The sequence below is a fragment of the Limnothrix sp. HT2024 genome (assembly GCF_059138625.1).
In genome coordinates this window covers 549,851-572,046 of the sequence record NZ_CM181121.1, presented here as the reverse complement: position 1 = coordinate 572,046, position 22,196 = coordinate 549,851, and the positions used below count along the sequence as shown (strand labels likewise).

At 53.5% G+C, this 22,196-nt stretch carries 15 protein-coding genes and 1 riboswitch; of the genes, 12 read left to right on the top strand and 3 right to left on the bottom strand.

Annotated elements, in window-relative coordinates; all coding sequences use genetic code 11:
* Positions 1 to 44: 44 nt before the first annotated feature.
* Entirely contained in the window at positions 45 to 512 is a 468-nt protein-coding gene (locus AC2IAX_RS02385; protein WP_494389170.1) for a DUF3119 family protein, read from the bottom strand.
* A gap of 395 nt (positions 513 to 907) precedes the next feature.
* Between AC2IAX_RS02385 and AC2IAX_RS02380 the strand changes: the two genes are divergently transcribed.
* The 12 genes from AC2IAX_RS02380 (at position 908) to AC2IAX_RS02325 (ending at position 19,785) form a co-directional block, all read left to right on the top strand.
* Positions 908 to 1,435: a VOC family protein gene (locus AC2IAX_RS02380; protein ID WP_494389169.1), complete on the top strand. Its 528-nt coding sequence runs from the start codon at positions 908 to 910 to the stop codon at positions 1,433 to 1,435.
* A gap of 178 nt (positions 1,436 to 1,613) precedes the next feature.
* Positions 1,614 to 2,561 (top strand): alpha/beta fold hydrolase, encoded by a 948-nt coding sequence (locus AC2IAX_RS02375; protein ID WP_494389168.1) that lies wholly within the window; start codon positions 1,614 to 1,616, stop codon positions 2,559 to 2,561.
* A 230-nt stretch (positions 2,562 to 2,791) separates the two neighbouring features.
* Positions 2,792 to 3,373, top strand: coding sequence for a pentapeptide repeat-containing protein (locus AC2IAX_RS02370; protein ID WP_494389167.1), 582 nt, complete (start codon positions 2,792 to 2,794; stop codon positions 3,371 to 3,373).
* A 770-nt stretch (positions 3,374 to 4,143) separates the two neighbouring features.
* A complete protein-coding gene (locus AC2IAX_RS02365) occupies positions 4,144 to 8,901 on the top strand; it encodes a CHAT domain-containing protein (RefSeq protein WP_494389166.1) in 4,758 nt (1,585 codons plus the stop codon).
* Positions 8,902 to 8,981: 80 nt separating this feature from the next.
* A riboswitch (cobalamin riboswitch) is annotated at positions 8,982 to 9,125 on the top strand.
* 648 nt (positions 9,126 to 9,773) lie between these two features.
* Positions 9,774 to 12,023 (top strand): 5-methyltetrahydropteroyltriglutamate--homocysteine S-methyltransferase, encoded by a 2,250-nt coding sequence (metE, locus tag AC2IAX_RS02360; RefSeq protein WP_494389165.1) that lies wholly within the window; start codon positions 9,774 to 9,776, stop codon positions 12,021 to 12,023.
* Positions 12,007 to 12,441 (top strand): hypothetical protein, encoded by a 435-nt coding sequence (locus AC2IAX_RS02355; RefSeq protein WP_494389164.1) that lies wholly within the window; start codon positions 12,007 to 12,009, stop codon positions 12,439 to 12,441. The genes metE and AC2IAX_RS02355 overlap by 17 nt, the downstream gene beginning before the upstream one ends.
* Before the next feature lie 508 nt (positions 12,442 to 12,949).
* Positions 12,950 to 13,954, top strand: a complete 1,005-nt coding sequence (locus AC2IAX_RS02350) for a methyltransferase domain-containing protein (RefSeq protein WP_494389163.1) — start codon at positions 12,950 to 12,952, stop codon at positions 13,952 to 13,954.
* On the top strand, positions 13,951 to 15,162 hold the full coding sequence (locus tag AC2IAX_RS02345) for an FAD-dependent hydroxylase (RefSeq protein ID WP_494389162.1): 1,212 nt from the start codon (positions 13,951 to 13,953) through the stop codon (positions 15,160 to 15,162). The genes AC2IAX_RS02350 and AC2IAX_RS02345 overlap by 4 nt, the downstream gene beginning before the upstream one ends.
* Before the next feature lie 49 nt (positions 15,163 to 15,211).
* Complete coding sequence (locus AC2IAX_RS02340) at positions 15,212 to 16,591, top strand: ribonucleotide reductase barrel domain-containing protein (RefSeq protein ID WP_494389161.1); 1,380 nt, start codon at positions 15,212 to 15,214, stop codon at positions 16,589 to 16,591.
* A gap of 12 nt (positions 16,592 to 16,603) precedes the next feature.
* Positions 16,604 to 17,323: a ferritin-like domain-containing protein gene (locus AC2IAX_RS02335; RefSeq protein WP_494389160.1), complete on the top strand. Its 720-nt coding sequence runs from the start codon at positions 16,604 to 16,606 to the stop codon at positions 17,321 to 17,323.
* A 101-nt stretch (positions 17,324 to 17,424) separates the two neighbouring features.
* Positions 17,425 to 17,892, top strand: coding sequence for a hypothetical protein (locus AC2IAX_RS02330; protein ID WP_494389159.1), 468 nt, complete (start codon positions 17,425 to 17,427; stop codon positions 17,890 to 17,892).
* A 96-nt stretch (positions 17,893 to 17,988) separates the two neighbouring features.
* Positions 17,989 to 19,785, top strand: coding sequence for a proline--tRNA ligase (locus AC2IAX_RS02325; protein ID WP_494389158.1), 1,797 nt, complete (start codon positions 17,989 to 17,991; stop codon positions 19,783 to 19,785).
* A gap of 95 nt (positions 19,786 to 19,880) precedes the next feature.
* Here the strand turns inward: AC2IAX_RS02325 and AC2IAX_RS02320 are convergent, their stop codons facing one another.
* Both AC2IAX_RS02320 and AC2IAX_RS02315 read right to left on the bottom strand, forming a co-directional pair.
* Positions 19,881 to 20,300, bottom strand: coding sequence for a hypothetical protein (locus AC2IAX_RS02320; protein ID WP_494389157.1), 420 nt, complete (start codon positions 20,298 to 20,300; stop codon positions 19,881 to 19,883).
* A gap of 80 nt (positions 20,301 to 20,380) precedes the next feature.
* Positions 20,381 to 22,153 carry a VWA domain-containing protein gene (locus AC2IAX_RS02315; protein ID WP_494389156.1) on the bottom strand — a complete coding sequence of 591 codons (1,773 nt, stop codon included), beginning with the start codon at positions 22,151 to 22,153 and terminating at the stop codon, positions 20,381 to 20,383.
* Positions 22,154 to 22,196 lie beyond the last annotated feature (43 nt).

The following is a 22,196-nucleotide window of genomic DNA, read 5'->3' as shown; positions in this document are numbered from 1 at the left end:
CGCCCCCAGAAATTTCCCCAGCGCTCGATCGTGCCACAGCGGCCCTATTGCCAAGAGCGGCGCTTGGGCAGTTGTTTCGCTTCCAAACAGGCCCGCAAGAGCTTGGGATCAAACAAAATGGGCAGGAAATGCAGGCTTTTCACTTCCTTGAAATAGAACAAAGTCGGTAGGTAGTACCAAAAGATATCCCAGTTTTCCCAATCCTGGTAAGGAAAGCGCCGAATCAGCTTGTCGCCCCGGTAAATGTCCAAAGCCGTTGCCGTGAACAAAAGCCGCAGGGTGGCCGCTTGTAGGGTCAAAAATGCCGAAAACGCCGCCAGCGCCAGCGCCGCCAACAAATTCCAAGCCAAAAACAGAATCGAAATGGCCGCCAAACCCGTGGGCAACACAAAATCCGGCGGGAGTTCAATCACCTCCGAATCGGGCAGCGAGCCAGCGGTGGTTTCCCCAGGGCCGATCGGGGACAGATCGGGCGACTGGACAGCGGATGGGGTTGCGTTGGGTTCAGACATACTTGGGCGATCGCGAGTTGGGATCAGTTGGGACGCGAGTTGGAATCAATTGGGATCAATTGAGATCAAAAAGATACAGCAATAGTTCTGGAATAGCTCTGGGCATGGCTCTGGGGTTGCTCCAGGCCGCTTTGGCATTAAGCACAACCATTCCAACGCGGCGAAACGCGGCGATTGGATGACCACGAACAGCGGTCGCTGTCCCATTCTAAGAGGATGTCCGAAACGACGCGATCGATCCTGCGATTCACCCCTGATCTGTGATTCATGCGCCGGTTATCAGCGCATTTCTCAGCACACCTTTCAGCTCCTTTCTCCGCAAATTTACGGCAACGACACCCACCCGATCGCCCTGTTACCCTGAAAGACAGGAAGCGTTGGGGAAGCGGTGAGCAATGGAAACAGCAGTTGATCGAGTGGCGAACCCTGCAGCGATCGCGCCGGGAACTGAGACACAAGTGCCCAGGGTTGGTTTAGGACTGGGAACCCTACGACAAGTGCATCATATTGCCCTCAACGTTCAAGATATGCAGGCCTCTCGCCACTTTTACGGCTTCCTGTTGGGTCTGGAGGAGTTGACGGGCGATCGGGTTCCCAGCACTCTCAAATCCCTGGTGGCGGCGGGCAAGGTTGCCAACTTTCTGCTCCCCGATGGCTTGATTTTGGATTTGTTTTGGGAGCCAGACCTCCAACCACCGCACCCAGATCCGGATCAGCAATTCACCCGCGCCAATCATTTAGCCTTTGATATTGACCCAGAACTGTTCGATCGCGCCCTTGCCGTCCTTCAGCAGCACCAAGTGGCGATCGCCCATGGGCCCGTCACTCGCCCCACTGGTCGCGGCGTTTACTTTTACGACCCTGACGGATTCATGGTAGAAATTCGCTGTGATCCGGATCCAAAGTCTTCGGAGTCCAGTTAAAAAATCACCGTTGTTGCATTCACCCTTTGCCCCATCTTTGAACCCAACTTCAAAACCCAATTTCAAAACCCAGTTTCATAAGCCAATTTCATAAGCCAATTTCATAAGCCAATTTTGGAAGATGTCTGAAAAGCTTAAACAGACACCTGAATATAGCCATTACTTTCAAGCAAAAACCATGACTAATCTGCAAAATTCGACCGATCGAGCTACTCAATTTTATGATTGGCAAGGCTATCGCTGTAGCTATGACCAATGGGGAATAGCCCAGCCAAACCAGCCAGTTTTGCTGTTAATTCACCCGATCGGGGTTGGCCTATCGCGACACTTTTGGAAGCGGTTCATTAATGCTTGGGGGCGATCGAGCAGTGCCTTAGCCATTTTTAATCCAGACCTGTTGGGTTGTGGGGATGCGGCCAAGCCTCGTTATGCCCTGTATCCAGAAGATTGGGCTGATCAACTGCTGTATTTTGTGAAAACGGTGGTGCAGCGGCCGGTGATTTTGGTGGTGCAGGGGGCACTGTTTCCCGTGGCGATCGAGATGGTGGAGCGATCGACCAATGCCAACAATGCCAACGGGGCGATCGACATTCGCGGCCTGATTCTCTCGGGGCCACCTGCTTGGCAAGTGATGGCCGAAGTTGCACCCAAATGGCAACAAAAACTGCTCTGGAATGGGCTGTTTGACTCTTGGATTGGGGCTGCTTTTTTTCAATATGCGAAGCGGCGGCAATTTCTGAGTTCTTTTTCGGCAAAACAGCTTTTCGCTTCCTTGCCAGACATTGACGAAGAATGGCTTTCCATGCTGGATCAAGGTGCTGCGGATCCGGCCAGTCGCCATGCGGTTTTTGCGTTTCTGGCTCGGTTTTGGCAGAAGGGCTATGCTGAAAAAATTCGCAAAATTCCTTACCCAACCTTGACCTTGTTTGGAGAAACCGCCTCTAGCATCAGCAAAAGCGGCAAGCAGGAAAGCCCCGATCAGCGTCTCAATCTTTACCTTGAAAACCTTCCCCAAGGTGAAGGCTACAAACTTCCAGGACGGAATGTTTTGCCCTATGAATCTACAGCAGCTTTCACCCATGCGGTTTCGGAATTCACCCTTAAACTGCTTGTAAAGATAGATTGACTGGAAGGGAATAAAAACTAAATCAATCGATAATTAAGCCAACTCGTTTCTACTCATCGTTATTCTGAACAGAATAGAGGGAAGCAGTGAGATGGTCGATTGCCCAGAATTGATGACAATACTTCGTCATAATTCAGTCATATTGAGCGGTAATAGTCCTTTGTGACGACAAGGGGCGATCGATTTGGCTCATTCCCAAGCCAATTGAAGTAAATGGGGTGAATAACGTCATGGATGCAGATGAACTGTTGGGGCGCTATTGCTTAGGAGAACGGAATTTTCGAGGTGCAGATCTCAGTGAAGTTAATCTGATTGCGGCTGAGCTACCGGGAATTAATTTGAGCGAAGCCAATTTGGTGTTGGCTAACTTAACCCGTGCCAACTTGAGTGAAGCCAATCTGAACGGTGCAAACTTGATTGGGGTGGATTTGATTGGGGTGAATCTCAGCCGAGCTAGCCTCACTTGGGTTAGGGCGATCGGGGCCAACTTTACCGGAGCCAATTTATCAGCCACTAACTCGATCGAGGCAGTCTTCACCGGGGCGACCTTTGATGGCGCTAATCTTCATCGGCTCTGTGCCTTGGGGGCTGATTTTGTGGGCGCATCGTTGGTGGGAGTGAACCTACAAGAGGCAAATATTTTGGGAGCCAATTTTGCCGGGGCCGACCTGCACATGGCAAAGCTAGCCGAGTCCAATTTCCAAGATGCCTATTGGAAGTCTGCCAAGTTACCTCCCGATTTGATGTTGAAATTACGTCAACATCAGCGCCATCGGATTCATAGTGCTGACACGAGTGCTGAAACGGCCTAAAGGCGCTTGACTGATTTTTTTGGGGTGTGGTTTTCGCTCTGTTCACCAGTTCAAAAAGCAGGCCATAAGCTTGTAATTCAAAAGATCGATGGCATTGATCAATAATTTCTGTCCCCTGTGAGTGATTGCAAAAATGGCAGAAATTTTGAGCATCATGCCTATTTGAATGTTCAAGGATGCCTGACAGCCATCAGGGTTTATCTTTTTTGTTTGAAAATTGATCGCAAAATTACAACAAAGTCACGCAATTATTTGAATCTAATTTTCGAGGCTAATTTTTGAATCTAATTTTGATGTTTATCTGATATTCGTTAATTCTGATATTTATTAAATTTCTATCATTAAATGATAATGCCTGTGAAGTGATGATTTTCATTGAAGATTACTGATGCAGTAAGGCTTTCACCTGCTCATCATTACTAAATTATGACACTACCCATTCAATTAAAGAACTATGGATAAGAAATTTAGCGTTTTGGCTGTAATGCAGAAAATCAGCAATAGAACTTGGCTAGTAATTTAATTGATTGTCTCATCAGCTTTTGAATGGATCCAGAAGCGGATCTTGAACAGCCTGAATCGTCTCTAAATTTCATAAACAAATGTTCTAGACTGGCCGCGGGGCGTATGGGATCAAATTTTTGCGAAAACTGGGTATGTTGCTTGTTGAGCAGCTCTCCCGAAACTTCAGCGATTTGATGGCATCTTGATTTTGATTGCGTCTTGATCTCGCTGGATCTGACTCCTACTCACTGCTTGTTGTTCTTACCATGCATGTCTTGCGGAACTTAGGTGGCTGCTCCTTCGTGGGGGCGGGCGTTGGGGGATGTTTAATAATTGCGGGAATTGCGGGTTTCTTGACGATCGGGAGCTTGGGTGCTGACTCAGGGGCGGCTTGGGCCCAGTCGATCGCCCCGGCGGCCGACGGCACGGGCACGGTGGTGACTCCCCAGGGCGATCGCCTCGATATCAGCGGCGGCAGTCGATCGAGCGATGGGGCCAACCTGTTCCACAGCTTTGAGCGGTTTAATCTCAACACCCAGGAAATTGCGAATTTCCTGGCCACACCGGATTTGCGCAACATTCTGGGGCGTGTGGTGGGGGGCGATCCATCGCGCATTGATGGACTCATCCAGGTCAGCGGTGGTAGTCCCAATCTATTTTTGATGAATCCGGCGGGTTTGGTGTTTGGGCCCAATGCTCGGCTGAATGTGCCCGCTTCCTTCACGGCCACTACGGCCACGGGTGTGAGCTTTGGGGAGTCCGGGGAATTGTGGTTCCAAGCGACGGGATCCAATCAATACGCGAATTTGCTGGGCGATCCGACGGGGTTGGCGTTTGCCTTATCGCAACCGGCGGGAATTGTGAACCGGGCGGCGCTGGCCGTACCAACGGGCCAAAGCCTGAGTTTGGTGGGGGGCACGGTGTTGAGCGTGGGAACTCTGTCGGCTCCGGGAGGACGGCTGATGGTGGCGGCGGTTCCGGGCGATCGCTTTGTGCGGTTCACGCCGGAAGGATCGGTGCTGGCGTTGGATTTGCCGATCCGGGGGCGGCCCGGTGCGGATTTGACCTGGGGTCCGATCACTCCGCAAACAATTCCGGAACTGCTGGCGGGGCAACCGGTCACGGCCAATGCCTTGACGGTGCGGCCCGATGGCACGGTTTCGATCGGTCATTCCGAGGGCCCCTTGGCGGCGGGGGATGTGGCGGTGCAGTCAGCCACGGCCGGAACGGCTACCCTGTCGGCGGCCCATAACTTGCTGCTGCTGTCTAGTCAGCTCAGCACCACGGGCGATTTGCATTTGTTGGCGGGACAAGCGGCGATCGGGCGCGACAATCCCACGAATCCTTTGCGGTTGAGTGCCGGGGGACAGTTGACCCTCTGGGGCGATCGGCAGGTGGATCTATACGGCTTGCACCACCCCGACAGCGGCATCATCAGTCACCACAATCTTTTTTTAGTGAGTTCAGGGGCGATCGCCGGGAATTTGCCCCTGCGCACGGGCGGTCAATTGTTTGTGACGCAACCGACGGGCGATCGGGTGCTGTTTCGCACGGTCTTTGAACCGATTTTCAGTGATCGCAGCGGTCAAATCACCCTCGCTTTCGGTACCACACCGGCCCGCAGCAATCGCGCTCCCTTCATTTCCTCGCCCGTGGTTGCGACCACCACCACCAGACCCACTACGCCCTCGCCCAGCAGCACCAGTTCCAGCACCACCAGCACTGGCTCCACAACCCTACGTCCTGTTGTTCCTCTGAACCCCACAGGCACGGGGACAACGGGCACGGGGACAACAGGCACGATCAACCCCGGATCCATTACCCTGATTCCCGGCCCAACCAACGATCCCCCCACCACCAATCCAACCCTGAGCAATTCAGTGTCGCTGATTCCGGTGGCTCCCATGCAAACTGGCTCCAACTCCAGCACCACCAACACCACCGTTAGCGGCCTAAACACCTCCTTTAGCTTGATCCCGATCGCCCCTGTGGACTCGCCCACGACCAATTCCACCAGTTCAGAGGATGAGGACGATCAGCCCGGTTTGTTGCCGGTGAAGCCGATCGTGGTGAACAACAATTCCAATACAGGTAATACCGGGAACACCGGTTTATTCACGGTGGCTACGGTCAACCTCAATCTTGACGGTGCGAACTTTGGTGGGTTGGTGACACCGATGGTGAATGGTGCCACATGGACTACCGGCAAGCCGCCGGTTTCGACTCCTTGGGCTGCCAATGTGGATGGGTTAGTGCAGTCCACCTTGGCCAACACCACCGAACAACCGGTGAGCGCGGGGGGAAGTAGCCCAGTGGCGGGAACTGTCAATGCTGGCAATACAAATCTGGTTGGCAATAACCTAAGCACGGCCATTAGTTCCGATGCGATCGTGCAGCGGGCGAATCTGGCTTCTGCGACCTTTGCGGCGAATCCGGGATCCGTGAACGGGGTTGCCGGAAATGTGGCTCCCGTAACCGGGGCAGTCCCCACATCCGCGAATGTGTCGATCGCGCCTTCTTCCGGCCAGTCTCCCAATGCAGCACCTTTGGTTCCGCTCTCGGGGGTAACGGATGCGGCCAACAATTCGACGGTGGGAACCTTGGTGACGGGGCTACCGGTGAGCAGTAACCCCTTACCCAACAGTGGTGCGATTGGAGAGGGCGGCTCGAATCTGGCGCATTCGGCCGGCGTGGGCAATAACCAGGCCATTAGCCAAACGGACTTGCTGGGGCCCCGATCGCCCGGCTTGGAGGGAACCCATTCCTCGGGAACCCCCACCAGCAATGTGGTCACCGACCCGGGGCAAGTGTTGAATCTGCAAGCCTTGCGGGCCGAAACCCTGCAAGTGGCCCTTTGTGACAACACCGTTTGGTTAGATTGCCAACGCAAAGACCTGGAGCGGGCCCGCAACAGTGGCGATCGCAAGGCGATCGTGGTGGCCTTGCAGCGGTTGGGCCGGGCCCACTACCAAGCGGGTGAATATGGCGATGCGATTTTGGCCCATCGCGAAAGTCGTGATTTAGCGGCCGATCAGCCCCTGTTGGCCGCGATCGCAGAAAGTGACCTGGGCAGTAGCTACGGGGCTTTGGGTCAATATTCGGAAGCGATCGCCCATTACGGGCAGGCCTTGGCCCTGTTGCGATCGAACCCTGCACCCACGTTGGAAAGCAATATCCTCAACAACTTGGGTCTGATAGCGACCAACCAACAAAACCTGGAACAAGCCCGCGCCTATTTTGAACAGTCCCTGGCGATCGCCCAGCAACATCGGGATTTGAGTAATCAAGCCCGCGCCCTCACCCAAATTGGCCTGCTGGATTACCAAGCCACGCGCTACGAGGCGGCCGTGAGGGCACATCAGGCCAGCTTGGCCCTGGCAGAGCAGGCGAACGACCAACCGGCGATCGCCCGCACCCTCGATAATTTGGGTTTGGCCTACTATGCCCAAGGAGACTACGGGGCCGCGGCCACGGTTCAACAAAAGTCCCTGGCCCTGTCGCAGGCCTTGGGCGATCGCCATGGTACGGCGCGGGCCCTGTCCAACTTGGGAGATACGTACTATCGACTCCAAGACTTTGACGCGGCCACGGATTATTTGCAGCGGGCGATCGCCTCTTGGGAACAGGTGCGCGAAAACCTGACCAGTGATGGGGCCCGGCTGGCGATTTTTGAGACCCAAGAAACCACCTACAGCACCTTGCAAACGGTGTTAATTGCGGCCCAAAAACCGGAACAGGCCCTGCTGGCCAATGAACGGGGCCGGGCCCAAGCCCTCTTGAAACTGTTGGCGGAAGAGAGTCAATGGGCCGATCGACCCGCCGCGCGATCGACCCCAACCCCTAACCCATCGGAATTGACGGACTCGATCGACTTAGCACAAATCCAGCGGGTGGCCCGCGAGCAGTCCGCCACCCTGATTTCCTACGCGATCGAGCGGGATACCCGAGACCACGGAGGCCAACGCCAACTCCTCGACTTGGCTATCAATATTTGGGTGGTGCAACCTTCGGGACAGGTGCATTTTCGCCAAGTACCCTTGCCCAACAGCCAAACCTTGCGCGATCAAATCCCGTTGCTGCGGTTGTTTTTGGGAACACGCACCGCCAGCCGATCGGCCCAGTCCACGGTGAACGGCAACCGGCGATCGATCACCCCCGGTTTGCGCCAGCTCCATCGCCTGTTGATTGAGCCGATCGCCGAATGGTTACCCACCCAACCGGGCGATCGACTGATTGTGATGCCCCAGCAGGATTTGTTCCTGGTGCCCTTTTCCGCCCTGCAAGATGACCAAGGCCGATACCTGATCGAGCGCCATAGTTTGGCCATGGCTCCTTCGATTCAAGTGCTCGATCGCACCCAACACCAGGCCCAGCGCCTGCGCCAGGAAGGCACAGCCCTGACCGATCGCCCCTTGATCGTGGGTAATCCAACCATGCCGCGCTTGCCCAGCAGCCGATCCAATACCCGATCGCAATTGGCCCCGCTGCCCAATGCGGAAATCGAAGCCCAATCGATCGCCCGCATGTTGAATGCTCGCCCCCTGTTGGGATCCCAAGCCACCAAAACCGCCGTCTTGGGGCAAATGGAGCAAGCCAGCCTGATCCACTTGGCCACTCACGGGATTTTGGATGCGAAACATGGCCTAGACAGCGCGATCGCCCTGGCCCCCGGCAACAGCCCAGGGGATGATGGTTGGTTAACCGCCCGAGAACTGCTGAATCTGGACTTAAAGGCGCAATTAGTCGTCCTCAGCGCCTGCAACACCGGCCAAGGGGCAATTTCCGGCGATGGAATTGTGGGCTTATCCCGATCGCTCCTGGCGGCCGGAACCCCCAGCGCGATCGTCACCCAATGGGCCGTGCCCGACGCACCCACCGCCTTCCTGATGACTCAGTTCTATCAATTCCTGGGGCAAGGGATGGATAAGGCGGCGGCCTTGCGCCAAGCAACCCTGAGAACTATTCAGGAATATCCCGACCCGATCGACTGGGCCGCCTTCACCCTCATCGGCGACACCCGCTAGTTCTCTCCAATAGACTCCTGCCCAAAAGGTGAGCGTCGATGAATTCCAATCTCACCAGCGCCGCAAGTTGGGGAAACGATGCTATACTTCACCGAGTCGGTTCTAGCGGGGAGCAGCCGCTAGAGGTAACGGGGAAAGTTCGGTGTGAATCCGGCACTGTCCCGCAGCTGTGAAGGAGAAGTGTTTCTCCGAGTCAGAATGCCCGCCGATTCAATCCTACAAAGCCCTAAACATCTGCGAGGTACAGATGAACTTACAGCATTTTGCTGACGACCGCCAAAGGCTTGGGTCGTCAAACCTTTACAGTGCAACGCTTCAGCTCAGCACCTTAGCCGTGCCTCCCTGTCCGACTAATTCCTAAGTCCAGGCGGGCGCAGACCCCAATTCCCTCCAAGAGCTGACCGCTAGGGCCATCCAGTTTCTACCCAATGGCAAGGGCCAACCACGATGACCGGGGACTGATGATCAGGCCTCCCGATCGCTGGTTGCAATCCGGACTTTCTCTAGATTGTGAGAGACCTGATCGCCCGATCAAAGTCAGCGGGACTTGGTGTTAGCGAGACTAAAAAGACCGACAAACTCAGCCTTCGTCGCTCTCACCAGTGACAAACTCCAGCACAGGGGCACAACCGCAAACCTTGTGGATTCAGCCCCCCAGCGAGACTCGGGCACCCTCAAATTAATGCCCATACTCGCTGCATTTTGGCTGGATTAGGTCTGTCTGTCGCCTGGGACTTGGGTTCAACATTCATCCCTTGACATCGCGCGGCCTTGCCTAGCCGATCGGTGGGTGCTCGATCGAACAGAGCACCCCTCAACTGCGCTGTCATCATCACTCAAAATTTCGCAAAATTTCAGGAGCCTCGATTCCCATGGTTATTCAAACCGCCACCTTGGGCTACGCCCGCATGGGCAAAAATCGTGAAGTCAAAAAGGCCCTAGAGTCTTTTTGGCATGGCAAGTGTGAGATCAACGCATTGCGATCGACCGTAGAAGCCGTGGAAACCCATGCTTGGACAGTTCAGTTAAAGGCTGGGGTCGATCGAATTGCCGTCGGAGACCAAACTCTTTACGACCACGTTCTAGATTGGTCAGTGCGTCTGGGGCTAATTCCCGCTCGGTTTCGGCAGTTCACAGGCATTGATCAGTACTTTGCGATGGCCAGGGGCAAAGACGGGATTCCTGCACTCGAAATGACGAAATGGTTTGATACCAACTATCACTATCTTGTGCCCGAAATTGAGTCTGATCTTGTTCCCACGGCCAATTTTGATGATTTCCTAGCAACGGTCAAGCGAGCACAGCTCATTCTCAGCGATCGAACGACTCCCGTGATCCTCAGTCCGATTACGCTGCTCACCCTCAGTCGGCGCTCCAACGATCTCTACTCGGATTTAGATCGGTTGCTGCCTCTTTACCTTGACCTACTGGGGCAGTTGAAATCCCTGGGAATCACCGAGGTGCAATTCCATGAGCCAACCTTAGTAACCAGTCATGCCGGTGATTTAGAAACTGCAATTAAACATACCTACCATCAACTAGCAACTGCGGGGTTGCCGATTCAACTGGTCACCTACTTTGATGATTTGGGGGATGCCTATAACTGGGTAATGCAGCTCCCGGTAGCTGGAGTTAGCCTCGATTTCACACGAGGCAACAATCTATCTTTAGTGAAAACCCATGGCTTTCCTCACGACAAAGTGCTTGGGGCCGGTGTTGTGGACGGGCGGAGCGTTTGGGCCATTGAACCCAAAGGTCTGTTGAAACTGCTTCAGGAATTGCAGGCTATCACACCAAATTTGCGTGTTCAGCCCTCCGCGTCACTCCAGTTTGTTCCCCATGATGCAACCTGCGAAGCTCAACTCCCGCAACCCTTGCGCGATGTCCTCAGTTTTGCGGAGCAAAAGTTAACGGAAGTGGTGTTGCTGGCAAGCGGCCTCAACGGACAGGACACGACCAACGAGCAAGCTGCGATCGAGTTGCGTTGGCAGGCATTCAAGCGCTTCAACTTACCTAACCCGGCCGTGCGCGATGTGTTGCAAACCCTCAAGGTAGAGGATTTTCAGCGCTCCCTTCCCTACGAACAACGGCTGAATCAGCAACCCAAACTTCCCCCCCTGCCCACCACCACGATCGGTTCTTTTCCGCAAACCCAAGACATTCGACAACTGCGGCTCCGATACAAAAAAGGGGAAATTTCCCAAGCGGACTATCACCAGGCGATCGACACCAAAATTGCAGAGTGCATCAAACTCCAAGAGGACGTTGGGCTAGATGTGCTAGTTCACGGTGAGTTTGAGCGAACTGACATGGTGGAGTATTTTGGACAGCAACTCCAGGGCTTTGCCTTCACAACGGATGGATGGGTGCAGAGTTATGGCAGTCGTTGCGTTCGCCCACCCATCATTTATGGTGATGTGTCCCGACTGCAACCCATGACCGTTCGGGAGTTTCAAGTTGCACAATCATTGACAGATAAACCGGTGAAGGGAATGCTCACGGGCCCGGTCACCATGATCAATTGGTCATTCCCTCGGGCTGACCTCCCGCGCCGTGAACAGGCCATGCAGATTGCGCTGGCTTTACGAGATGAGGTTGCCGATTTGGAAGCCGCTGGCGCTGTCATGGTGCAAGTGGATGAACCGGCCCTCCGGGAAGGATTGCCCTTGAAATCTGCTCGGTGGAATGAGTACCTCAGTTGGGCTGTGGATTCGTTCCGATTAGCCACCGGTGGCGCGAAGACTGAAACCCAAATTCACACGCACATGTGCTATTCCGAGTTTGGAGACATTATTGAGCATATTGAACGCCTTGATGCGGATGTTCTATCCATTGAAAATAGCCGCAGCAACAACGCAACGCTCTTTGAAATCACGGATGCTGGATATCAGTATCAAGTTGGGAACGGGGTCTATGATGTCCACAGCCCAAGCGTTCCCAGTGTGGAACAAATTCTCCAGCAGTTGCGCACGGGTGCTGATCGTTTGCCTGTTCAGCAAACCTGGATTAATCCTGACTGCGGGCTAAAAACTCGCCAGTGGGAAGAAGTGCTTCCTGCGCTCAAAAATATGGTGCTCGCCACGCAAAAGCTACGGGAAGAAATTCATGATTCATCCCACTAGCCCAAGGTTGTCAAACCTGACTGTTGGCTCACCCAACTTTATTCAGGATAACTTCCTGTACATCGGCTATGTCGCATGGCAAGGCCACCTCCAATATGGACGAGGGATGGTGGCTTGCACAGTGCAAGAAACGGTGACTAATCGCTTGGGTGGGATTGAGGAGGTAACAGCAAGGTCTGTGCAATATATTCCGTTCGACCTTGCTGCTTTATACCTTGACCTTTGCCTTGTACCTGTTAGTTCGATCGATCGCCTGTTGAGCGTGATCAAAACCTATGCACCCGATCGAGAGATTTTGATTTTGGTCAAGCAAGGTCAAGATGTGGAGATTGACTGGCTGCAAAACCTAGCAATTTCACCTTCTGAGTGTTATCGCCAAGTGTGCGATCGCTGGTCAGAGTTTAATCTGGCTCCCTGATTCGATAGGCAATAAAATCGATGTCCCAGGATCAATTGCGGTCTGATGCTACAGCCCTTACCTCGCTTAATAAGTACAGCAGACTGTAGGGTGAGCAATGCCCACCGACTAACAGCTTCGTGTCATCTGCGATCTGACGTACCAATCGTTTGAGGTAAAGGCTGTAGGGAATTAACCCACATCAAGATCCGCCAGCTTCAGCAGTATCTTCATCGTCCAGGGAAAATTCCCACATCAATCCATCCATTTGCTAAACAAAAGCTTGCCCAAGAAGCAGAGCACAACAAATATCTACAAAGGCGCTCATTCCTGTGGAGACAAGTTGACCGAGGATGGCATCTAATTGGCATTATCACCGGCCCAAAATGGGATGCCATAAAGTCTTGGATGAACTTTAGTGACAACTCCGAGAAAAGCTAGACAGTTTACTCAACGATTCCCTGCGTTTTAGCAATGACTCTTTGCTCTCCCCTGACGCAGCCCACAATCCAATTCCACATGACCGCAGATGAATAGTTTACTTTTGGGACTAGGCCTGACCTTAGCAGTACTAACCGCAGGGCTAATTGCATACCTGCGCACACCCCGTAAGTATGAATCCGCTGAATCGGTTGCTCAGTCCTATGACGAATGGACTGAAGACGGCATTCTAGAGTTTTATTGGGGAGAACATATTCACCTGGGACACTACGGGTCTCCACCGCAACGCAAAGACTTCATCCAGTCCAAGCATGACTTTGTGCATGAAATGGTGCGCTGGGGAGGATTAAACCAGTTGCCGCCAGGAACGACGGTCTTGGATGTGGGCTGTGGGATTGGCGGCAGTAGCCGAATTTTGGCGCGTGACTATGGCTTTGCCGTCACTGGCATCACCATTAGCCCTCAACAGGTGCAACGAGCACGGGAGCTGACTCCGCCAAGCCTCAACGCTCAGTTCCAGGTAGATGATGCGCTGAACCTGTCTTTCCCGGATGCCAGCTTTGACGTGGTTTGGTCCGTAGAGGCAGGGCCGCATATGCCCGATAAGGCTCGCTATGCCCAAGAGATGCTGCGAGTGCTGAAGCCGGGTGGCATTTTGGTGGTGGCCGATTGGAATCAGCGAGACGATCGCCAAAAGCCGCTCAATGCTTGGGAGCGTTTAGTGATGAGACAACTACTAGATCAGTGGTCTCATCCTGCTTTCTCTAGCATTGAAGGATTTTCAGAGCAATTAGCAGCCACTGGGCTAACGGCAGGGCAAGTCGTTACGGGTGACTGGACTCAGGAAACGCTACCGGCCTGGCTGGACTCGATTTGGCAAGGGGTTGTGCGCCCTGAAGGATTGATCAAGTTTGGCTTAGTTGGGATTGTCAAGTCATTGCGAGAAGTTCCCACTTTTCTGTTAATGCGGCTGGCGTTTGGCGCAGGCTTGTGTCGCTTCGGAATGTTCCGCGCAGTCCGAGCGAACTCGACTCAACTATCTGAGTCAGTTCTGGATTTTGAAAGAGATCACGATAATCTAGTGTGCTCATGATTTCATCCGACTTTGACTTGATCATCGTTGGGGGAGGCATTCCTGGCTTGACTCTAGCCTGTGGACTGCAAGAATCAGGGCTAAAAGTTGCAGTTGTTGAAGCCCAGTCCCAAGAACAAGTTAGAAATTTCTCCAGGGCCTACGCCCTTTCTCCCCTATCTACCAAGATTTTCAAAGGGTTGGGAATTTGGCAGCAAATTGCTGCTGCAATTACTCATTTCCCAAAAGTGGTGTTGTCGGATGCTGACTCTCCGCACCGAGTGGTGTTTACACCAGAGGAACTAGGGGAGACGGCTGTGTATTACTGTGCAGAACATCAGGTACTGCAAACAGCGCTCCAACAGAAACTAGCTGCAACTCCTGGCTTTGATTGCTTCTATGAAATGCGAGTGGTGGATGTGGTTTATGGCGCTTCAAGAGTGGAGGTCAAAGTAGACCAAAATGGCCAACAGCGAGTCTTGTCTGCAGCCCTAGTGGTGGCAGCTGATGGTCAGGAATCGTTATTGCGTCGGCAAGCGGGTATTGGGGTCGATCGCTGGGATTATTGGCAGTCTTGTGTCACGGCTTTCATTACTCCGACACAATCTCACCAAAACATCGCCTATGAGCGATTTTGGCCTGCTGGCCCTTTTGCGATCTTGCCACTACCCCGAAATCGCTGCCAAATTGTGTGGGTTTTACCGCACCAAGAAGCGGAAAGGGTTGCTAGTCTTGCCCCAGAGCAGTTTATTGCTGAAATGCAGCCATACTATGGCGATCACTCGGGGTCTGTACAGCTTTTGGGTAAGCCTCGATTGTTTCCAGCTCGCTTCATGCACAGTCGAGTCTATTGCAAGCATCGACTGGCCATGATTGGAGATGCGGCCCATCATTGTCATCCGGTGGGTGGACAGGGCCTCAATCTGGGGATTCGAGATGCGATTACGCTGGCACACGTGCTGATAATGGCGCGGCAGCAGCAACAAGATTTGGGCGAGGTCAAGGTTTTGCTGCGGTATGGTCGCCGCCGTCGCCTAGAAAACTGGGTGATGTTGCTGTTCACTGATGTGCTCAACCGCACCTTTTCAAATCATTGGTGGCCACTAGTGGTCGTTCGACGGTTGGTGCTGCGATGGATGGCACATTGGCTGCCTTTACGATACTTGATCTTGCGATTGATGACAGGGTTTTGGCAACGGGCAGGAATTCCAATGTTGATGACAAATTGAGCCATATTCACTCGATGGATTCGCTGGTTTATTGGGGGTTCTCTGGTTTATGAATAAGCAGTCAATTTTGGCATTGGCAGACCATCCCACTGTGGCAGTGACAGGGCGAGTGGATCAGTGGCTCCATGATCCTGCGGGGCGGCTGCCGGTGAGCTGCACGGTTCTGGCTGTGCAGGATCGAATGGATGGCCCGGATGGCATTGAAGATAGTTGGCATTTCACGAGCCAGGCCCTCCGCTATGGGGCTGGTGTTGCGATCAACTTGTCGGCGCTTCGGCCTGCGGGTACGGTTTCGCCGAATGTCACAGCCTCTGGCCCCACATCTTTTGCCCGCATTTACAGCGTCTTGAATGAGACGATCCGCCGGGGCGGTCGATTTAAAAACGGGGCGGTCAATTTGCATTTGGATAGTCATCACCCTGATGCTCAGGACTTTATTAAGATTCCGATCGATCGCTTGCCTTGGGCTAAACGCACGCTAATTGTTCATGATGATTTGCTGCAATTGCCATACCTGAATGACATCATGGAGCAAATACAATCCGGCAGTTTGTGGCTCTCCAAAGCTCGGACGGATGCTGCGGGAAATGTGCTGTATGGCAATGTTTGCAATGAAATTTTTTTGCCGTCACGGGGAACCTGTTTGCTGCAACATGTCAATTTGGGAATGTGTTGCATTGAGGATATTCCTGATGCTTTCGAGCATGGCATGAAGATGCTCTGTTCAATTCATCCCATCACTGGTGTGGGTGAGAGTGGCCTTTATCGATCGCCCGAACACGATCGACAGGTGGGGTTGGGGGTCATTGGCTTGGCATCGCTTTTGGCGATCGAAGGCGTTACCTATCGCGAGTTGGTGGAAGCTTGGGAATTGCGCCTGCGGCCGATCGACCACGCAAGAAGTCAAACCAAGGCCGGTCGATTAGTGAACAGCCTAATTGAAGGGTTCGATCGCGCGGCGGCTTGGGCCCGAAAAGAGGGAATGGAGCGCAGTCTAACGATCGCGCCAACGGCTTCCTGTGCTTATCGCTATGTTGATCGCGATGGCTACACGACAACACCGGAAATTAGCCCCCCGATCGCCTGTGAAGTCGATCGCTACAGTGGTGTTTTTGGGATTCAAACCTACGATCATCATCCCCGAGTAGAAACTGCTTCAGAAGTGGGATATGAGGACTATTTCCGGCTGGCCAATTGTTGGCAGCAAAGCATGGAAGCGACGGGACAGGCTCACTCGATATCCTTCAACATTTGGGATACCCAGGTGATTGATCAAGATTTCCTAGAAAAATGGATGCGATCGGCACTTTGGACAACCTACTATCGATTGCCAGTTCGTCAACAGTCCGCCCTTGATAAAACCATCATTCAACAGAAATCGTTAACTTGCGATCTGTCGGCCGATGAATGTGTTGCTTGTGCTGAATAGGAAGCATTTCTGATGGACTTTTACACTGAACAATTGGCTCGCAAGCGCTCCTGGACACCCACCTGTGGCGAAAGGATGAACACAATGCCGGGCGCGGATCAAGTTTTGGGGCGGGCCCTGGCGCTGCGTGTTCTTGAATTAGAAGTGGCGGAATGGCTAGACGACGCTTTGGGCAAAACGACACTTCCGGCAACAGCAGTTGAATGTCTGCGCTCTAATATTCTTGATGAAGAACGGCACGATAAAGTGTTAGGAATGGCCGCTCAAATCTATCAACTGACGACTGACAGGGACGAAGCAGAGGCCAAACAAATTCATCAGCAATGGATTCATCATCCTGACCACCCATTGGTCAAGGCCTTCGTGTTGGAAAATTCCGTTTTTTTTGTGATTCTACCCTTGCTGCGGATGTTTGGTGGCGTGGGTTTGGGAATCATCTCAGGCGATATTTCCGGCGATGAATCTGTCCATGCGGCCGTCCATCGCCAAGCAGCGCATGATCTAGGATTGACCTACAGCAGTTCCTTAGATCGTCTTAGAAGAGATACCGTTGGTTGGCTGGTGGATGGCTTGCGAATCCCGGAAGCGGGACGTTCTGGGAAGCCTCAACGTTGGTTGGATGCGTCAGATAGTTTGCTCTATCAAGGGGCTTCTGATTTGGTGGAAACCCGTCGCGCAATTCAGCCTGCATTTTTTGAAATTGCTAACGATGCCCTACCGAGCTATCGGTAACTGGTCAGATAATGGCTTGGGTTCTATCACTAACAACCGTAGTTTTCGGCATTTTCGACCATGGGTTTTGATCTGAAGTTGTGACGAGTTGGAGTTTTTGGATGGCGACATCTTCTTCTGATTGGCAGGAGTCCTTTGTTGCCACAAATTTAATTACTCTGGGATATAACGCTTGGAGTAATTATTTGGCGGGAGGACGAGGTGCAGTGATTTGTAGCTTGAATTTACCGCAGCTCAACATCACAGGAGAAACATTTCGTACCCATTATGTTGTGAGATCACGACTCGCTGCATTTTTAAATGCCTGGCTAGCCTTTCCTGATACGGTGATTCTGAATCATCACCATATGAATGGTCATATCTTACAAGCCGTTGACAGCTACAACCCCGAAACCGATCTGGTTTTGTTGCTGGAATCTGGCGCGCAAGCCGCTTTTTTATATTTACGCGCTTTGCCCATTTCGCCTCCCAAAAGTTATCAGATCGTTTGTCAAATTCAAGATGAATTTCGTCTAGAACAACCGAACGCTGCTGAGTTGGGGCAATTTGAAATCGGCCTGAATTTTTAGTGAAATGGGCTGCGGCCGGTCGGTTTCTGGGGCGATCGCCCTATTCGATCGCCCCAACTGCGATATTCTGGTCTGTGCATTGCTCCTGGCTGTTTTATGCGTCTGTCCCAAGCCCTGTTCGTCACCCTTCGTGAAGACCCCGCCGAAGCCGTTGTCACCAGCCACAAGCTGTTGCTACGCGCGGGCTACATCCGCCAAATCGGTAGCGGGATTTATGCCTATTTGCCCCTGATGTGGCGGGTGTTGCAGAAGGTGTCGCAGATTGTGCGACAGGAAATGGACGCAACCGGCGCGCAAGAATGCCTGCTGCCGCAACTGCAACCGGCGGAACTGTGGCAGGAGTCGGGCCGTTGGGATGTGTACAAGGCAGAAGGGATCGCCTTCACCCTGAGCGATCGCGCCGATCGGGAACTGATGCTCGGGCCCACCCACGAGGAAGTGATCACCACCGTGGCCAAGGAACTGATCCGTTCCTATCGCCAACTGCCGGTGAATTTGTATCAGATTCAAACCAAATTTCGCGATGAAATTCGCCCGCGCTTTGGCCTGCTGCGGGGTCGCGAATTCATCATGAAGGATGCCTATTCCTTCCACACCTCGCCCGAAAGCCTGAAAGAAACCTACGATGCGATGGATCAGGCCTATCGAAATATGCTGCGCCGCTGTGGCCTGAAATTCCGGCCGGTGCAGGCGGATTCCGGGGCGATCGGGGGCAGCGCTTCCCAGGAATTTATGATCCTGGCGGAAACGGGCGAAGACGAAATTTTGTTCACCGAGGACGAGCAATACGCCGCCAACGTGGAAAAAGCCGTGTCGCTGCCGGTGGATGCGGTTCCCTCGCCCTTTACGAGTTTTGAAACCCTGGAAACGCCGGACACCAACACGATCGCCCGGTTGTGTGAGGTGCTGAAGTGCGACCCGACCCAGGTGGTGAAGAACGTGCTCTATGAAGCCTTGCTGGATAACGGCAAGCGGGTGCTGGTGTTGATTAGCATTCGGGGCGATCGGGATGTGAACGAGGTGAAATTGTTCAACGCGATTACCCAACGGGCCCCGAACTACGGCGGCTCGAAGGTGTTGGCCCTGAAGGTTCCCGACGCGGCGGCCCAAGCGGCTTGGGCGGCCAAACCTTTGCCCCTGGGTTACATTGCGCCGGACTTGGGCGACGACCACATCGCCACAGCCAAAGACACGGCTCCCCAATTCCTGCGGCTGGTGGATCCGAGTGCCAGCCAGCTCCAGAACTTCGTGACCGGTGCGAACCAAGCGGGCTATCACGTCGTGGGTGCAAACTGGGGAACTCAATACCAACTACCGGAAGTGGTGGAACTGGATGTGGCCCGGCCGGGCGATCGCGCGGTGCATGACCCCTCACAAATCCTGCAATCGGCGCGGGGCATCGAAGCCGGTCACATTTTCCAACTGGGGCTGAAATATTCCCAGGCGATGAGCGCAGCCTTCACGACGGAATCCGGCGAAAGCCAGCCCTTTTGGATGGGCTGCTACGGTGTGGGGGTGTCGCGGATTGCCCAAGCGGCGGTGGAACAGTCCCACGACAAAAACGGCGTGATCTGGCCCGTAGCGATCGCCCCGTACCAGGCGATCGTGACGGTTCCGAACATTGCCGACGAAAACCAAATGGCGATCGCCCAGCAGCTCTACAGCGACCTAAACGCGGCGGGCATCGAAACAATCCTGGACGATCGCGAAGAGCGGGCCGGCGTGAAGTTCAAGGATGCAGATTTGATCGGGATTCCGTTCCGGGTGGTGACGGGCCGGGCGATCGCCCAAGGCAAGGTGGAACTCGTAACCCGCGCCACGGGAACGGCGGAAGAAGTGGCGATCGCTGAGTTGGTCAGCACGCTGCAAACCAAGATTGCCGAAGCCCTGTGACGATCGCTTGAACTCCACCACGGCGCATGACGCGGTTAGCCTGAAACGAGACTTAGGCAAAACGCCTTGAGGCTGGGGAGGATGTCAACAAGTACCTACGGGGACTGGGGCGGTTGATTCAGACCGCATCGGAGTAATTCGATGCGGAGTCCCTGGAACTCGGGCGGCAGAGAATTGGTTTGCTGCCATTGATTTAAGACCGCAGCATTCGATCGACCAAAGGTGGCGATCCGAGCAAAATCCTCCGGCGTGGGTAATTGGGATAAGCGCTCTTCGCCCAAGTCGCCCACTAAAATGACCCGCTCAATAACCAGGGCTTTCTGTTGATGAGCTTGGTAGCGATCGCGGTAGGCTGCGGTTGTGAGTTGCCACTGATTGGGAGCACAAAAGGCACGATCGACCACGATTGCCACGCGCGCGGGGGGGAAGATCCAGGCGATCGCCCCACCCACTAAACCAAAGCTGCCGACTCCTACTGCGATCGTTCTCAAAAATGCCCAGTCGATCGATTTCATGTGACCTGTTCTTCCATTCAGCCGAGAGAGCCGACCTATTGGTCAAGATATGACCTGATCAATCCTGATTACTGACACCACTAAAGATTGGTTTCAAAGAGGCCTTTGAGAAGGTCACGAACCGTTTTTGGATCGCCCGTTTGCACACTAGATTCTCGCAGAGCGGCGATCGCTTCTAATTGGTTTTTATCCACCTCTCCATAGGCGATCGGATAAACCCGAATGCCGCTTTGAGCAATGATGCTTTGCACGTCCGGCAACTTAAAGCCCGCGTTCGAGTCCCCATCGCTCAACACAATTACGTAAAAACGACCATTGGGATCGATTTTCTTTTTGGCTACTAACTCATTCAAAGCCACCATTAAGCCGTCATACATGGCTGTGCCACCATCGGCTCTCAGGCTTTCAATGGCTGCTAAGAATTTCTGATGTTGCAGGCGATCGAACGGTGCCAAGGTCAGCCGCCGCACCACCTGATCGCTAAAGGTGACCAGCCCCACTTGGTTACCCGAATTAATTTGGGTGGTGGCAGCTTTTATCCCCTCTTGCACTGCTTTCAGGGGTTCACCATCCATAGAGCCACTGGTATCCACCACGGTCATCAGATAGACCGTTTTGCCTACGTCTTTGCCCCGTTTCCATTGGGCTTGGATGGCCTTCAGAATCTTGCCCGAAGGGTTGACCGGGGGGAATTTACCCGCCTTGGTATAGTCCGTTTCCACAAAGCCTGTTTCTGTGGCTAGCTTCTGCATTTCAGGCGATCGGGCAAATTCCGCAAAGGCCTTAAGGGCTGCTTTTTGGTCAGGGGTTGTCCAAGCGAAACTGACCAAGGGATTGGTGTGGGGCAAGCCGAGGGGCACAAATTTGGTTTGCTCAAACCCCGGCATTTTTTGAATGGTTTGATAGTTTTGATATTCCAGTGGAAAAGCTTGCAGGGTCGATTTATCCCGCAAGAAAATATCCTGAAGTTCCGGTGAGGTATTGGTGGCAATCAGCACTTGTTTTTGGAACTGCTCAAAGACCGAAGCCACCTGTTGGGATTGGATATCTTGTTCGGTTAGCAATCCCCCCGCTTGATCGCGACCTGCGGCTCGCCAAAACAGCGCATACATCAAGTTCAAAGCTACCGAGCTGCGATAGGGATTGGGATAGCCGATCGTGATTTTGCCAGCGGCGATCGCATTCAAAATGCTATCGAACGTAACGGGGCCAGCAGCCGCTAATTGTTGATAAACCTCACCGCGCAACACGAAGCCGATCGAGTTGGGCAAGAGGCGATCGGCCACAGGCTCAAACGCCACGCCGCTCTCCTGGAGCAGTGCTAACCACAGATTGTTAGAAGGCGAATAGGCCGCTGGTTTGGCTTGGCCCGCTGCCAGCAAGCGCATTCCCGCCCCAGAGTCAATGCGGCGCACCCCCAAGCGCACGGGCTTGCCCCCGATCGCCACATTTTTTTGATTGAATGCTTCCGCCACATCCACAAGCCAACGGCTATCGGTGCGTTCAGCATTGGACTTTTCGGTGGAGCCAAAAATCTCCACATAAATTTCGGAGTTTCCCGTGGGTTTGGCTGCAAAAACTGGAAAATCCGCCAGATCTGGCAGCGGATCGGCAATGCCTTCCACGGAATAGCGAGCGGCGGCTGCATCGCTCACCAATTCATCCTGAACGGTGATTTTAGGCATCACCTGACTGTTCAGAATATTCACCGCTTCATCAAAGCTTTTGGCTTCCGAAATACCACCACCCAAACAGGCCGTTAAAACCGTGATGCAAGCACTAATTGCAAAAACAATTGCCCATACTTGTCGCTTGAATTTTCGCTTGGGTAGTCGGCGGTGTTTGAACAGCATCGGCTTGCCTCAACAATCCTAAAGTCGATGTCCCAATCAGTTG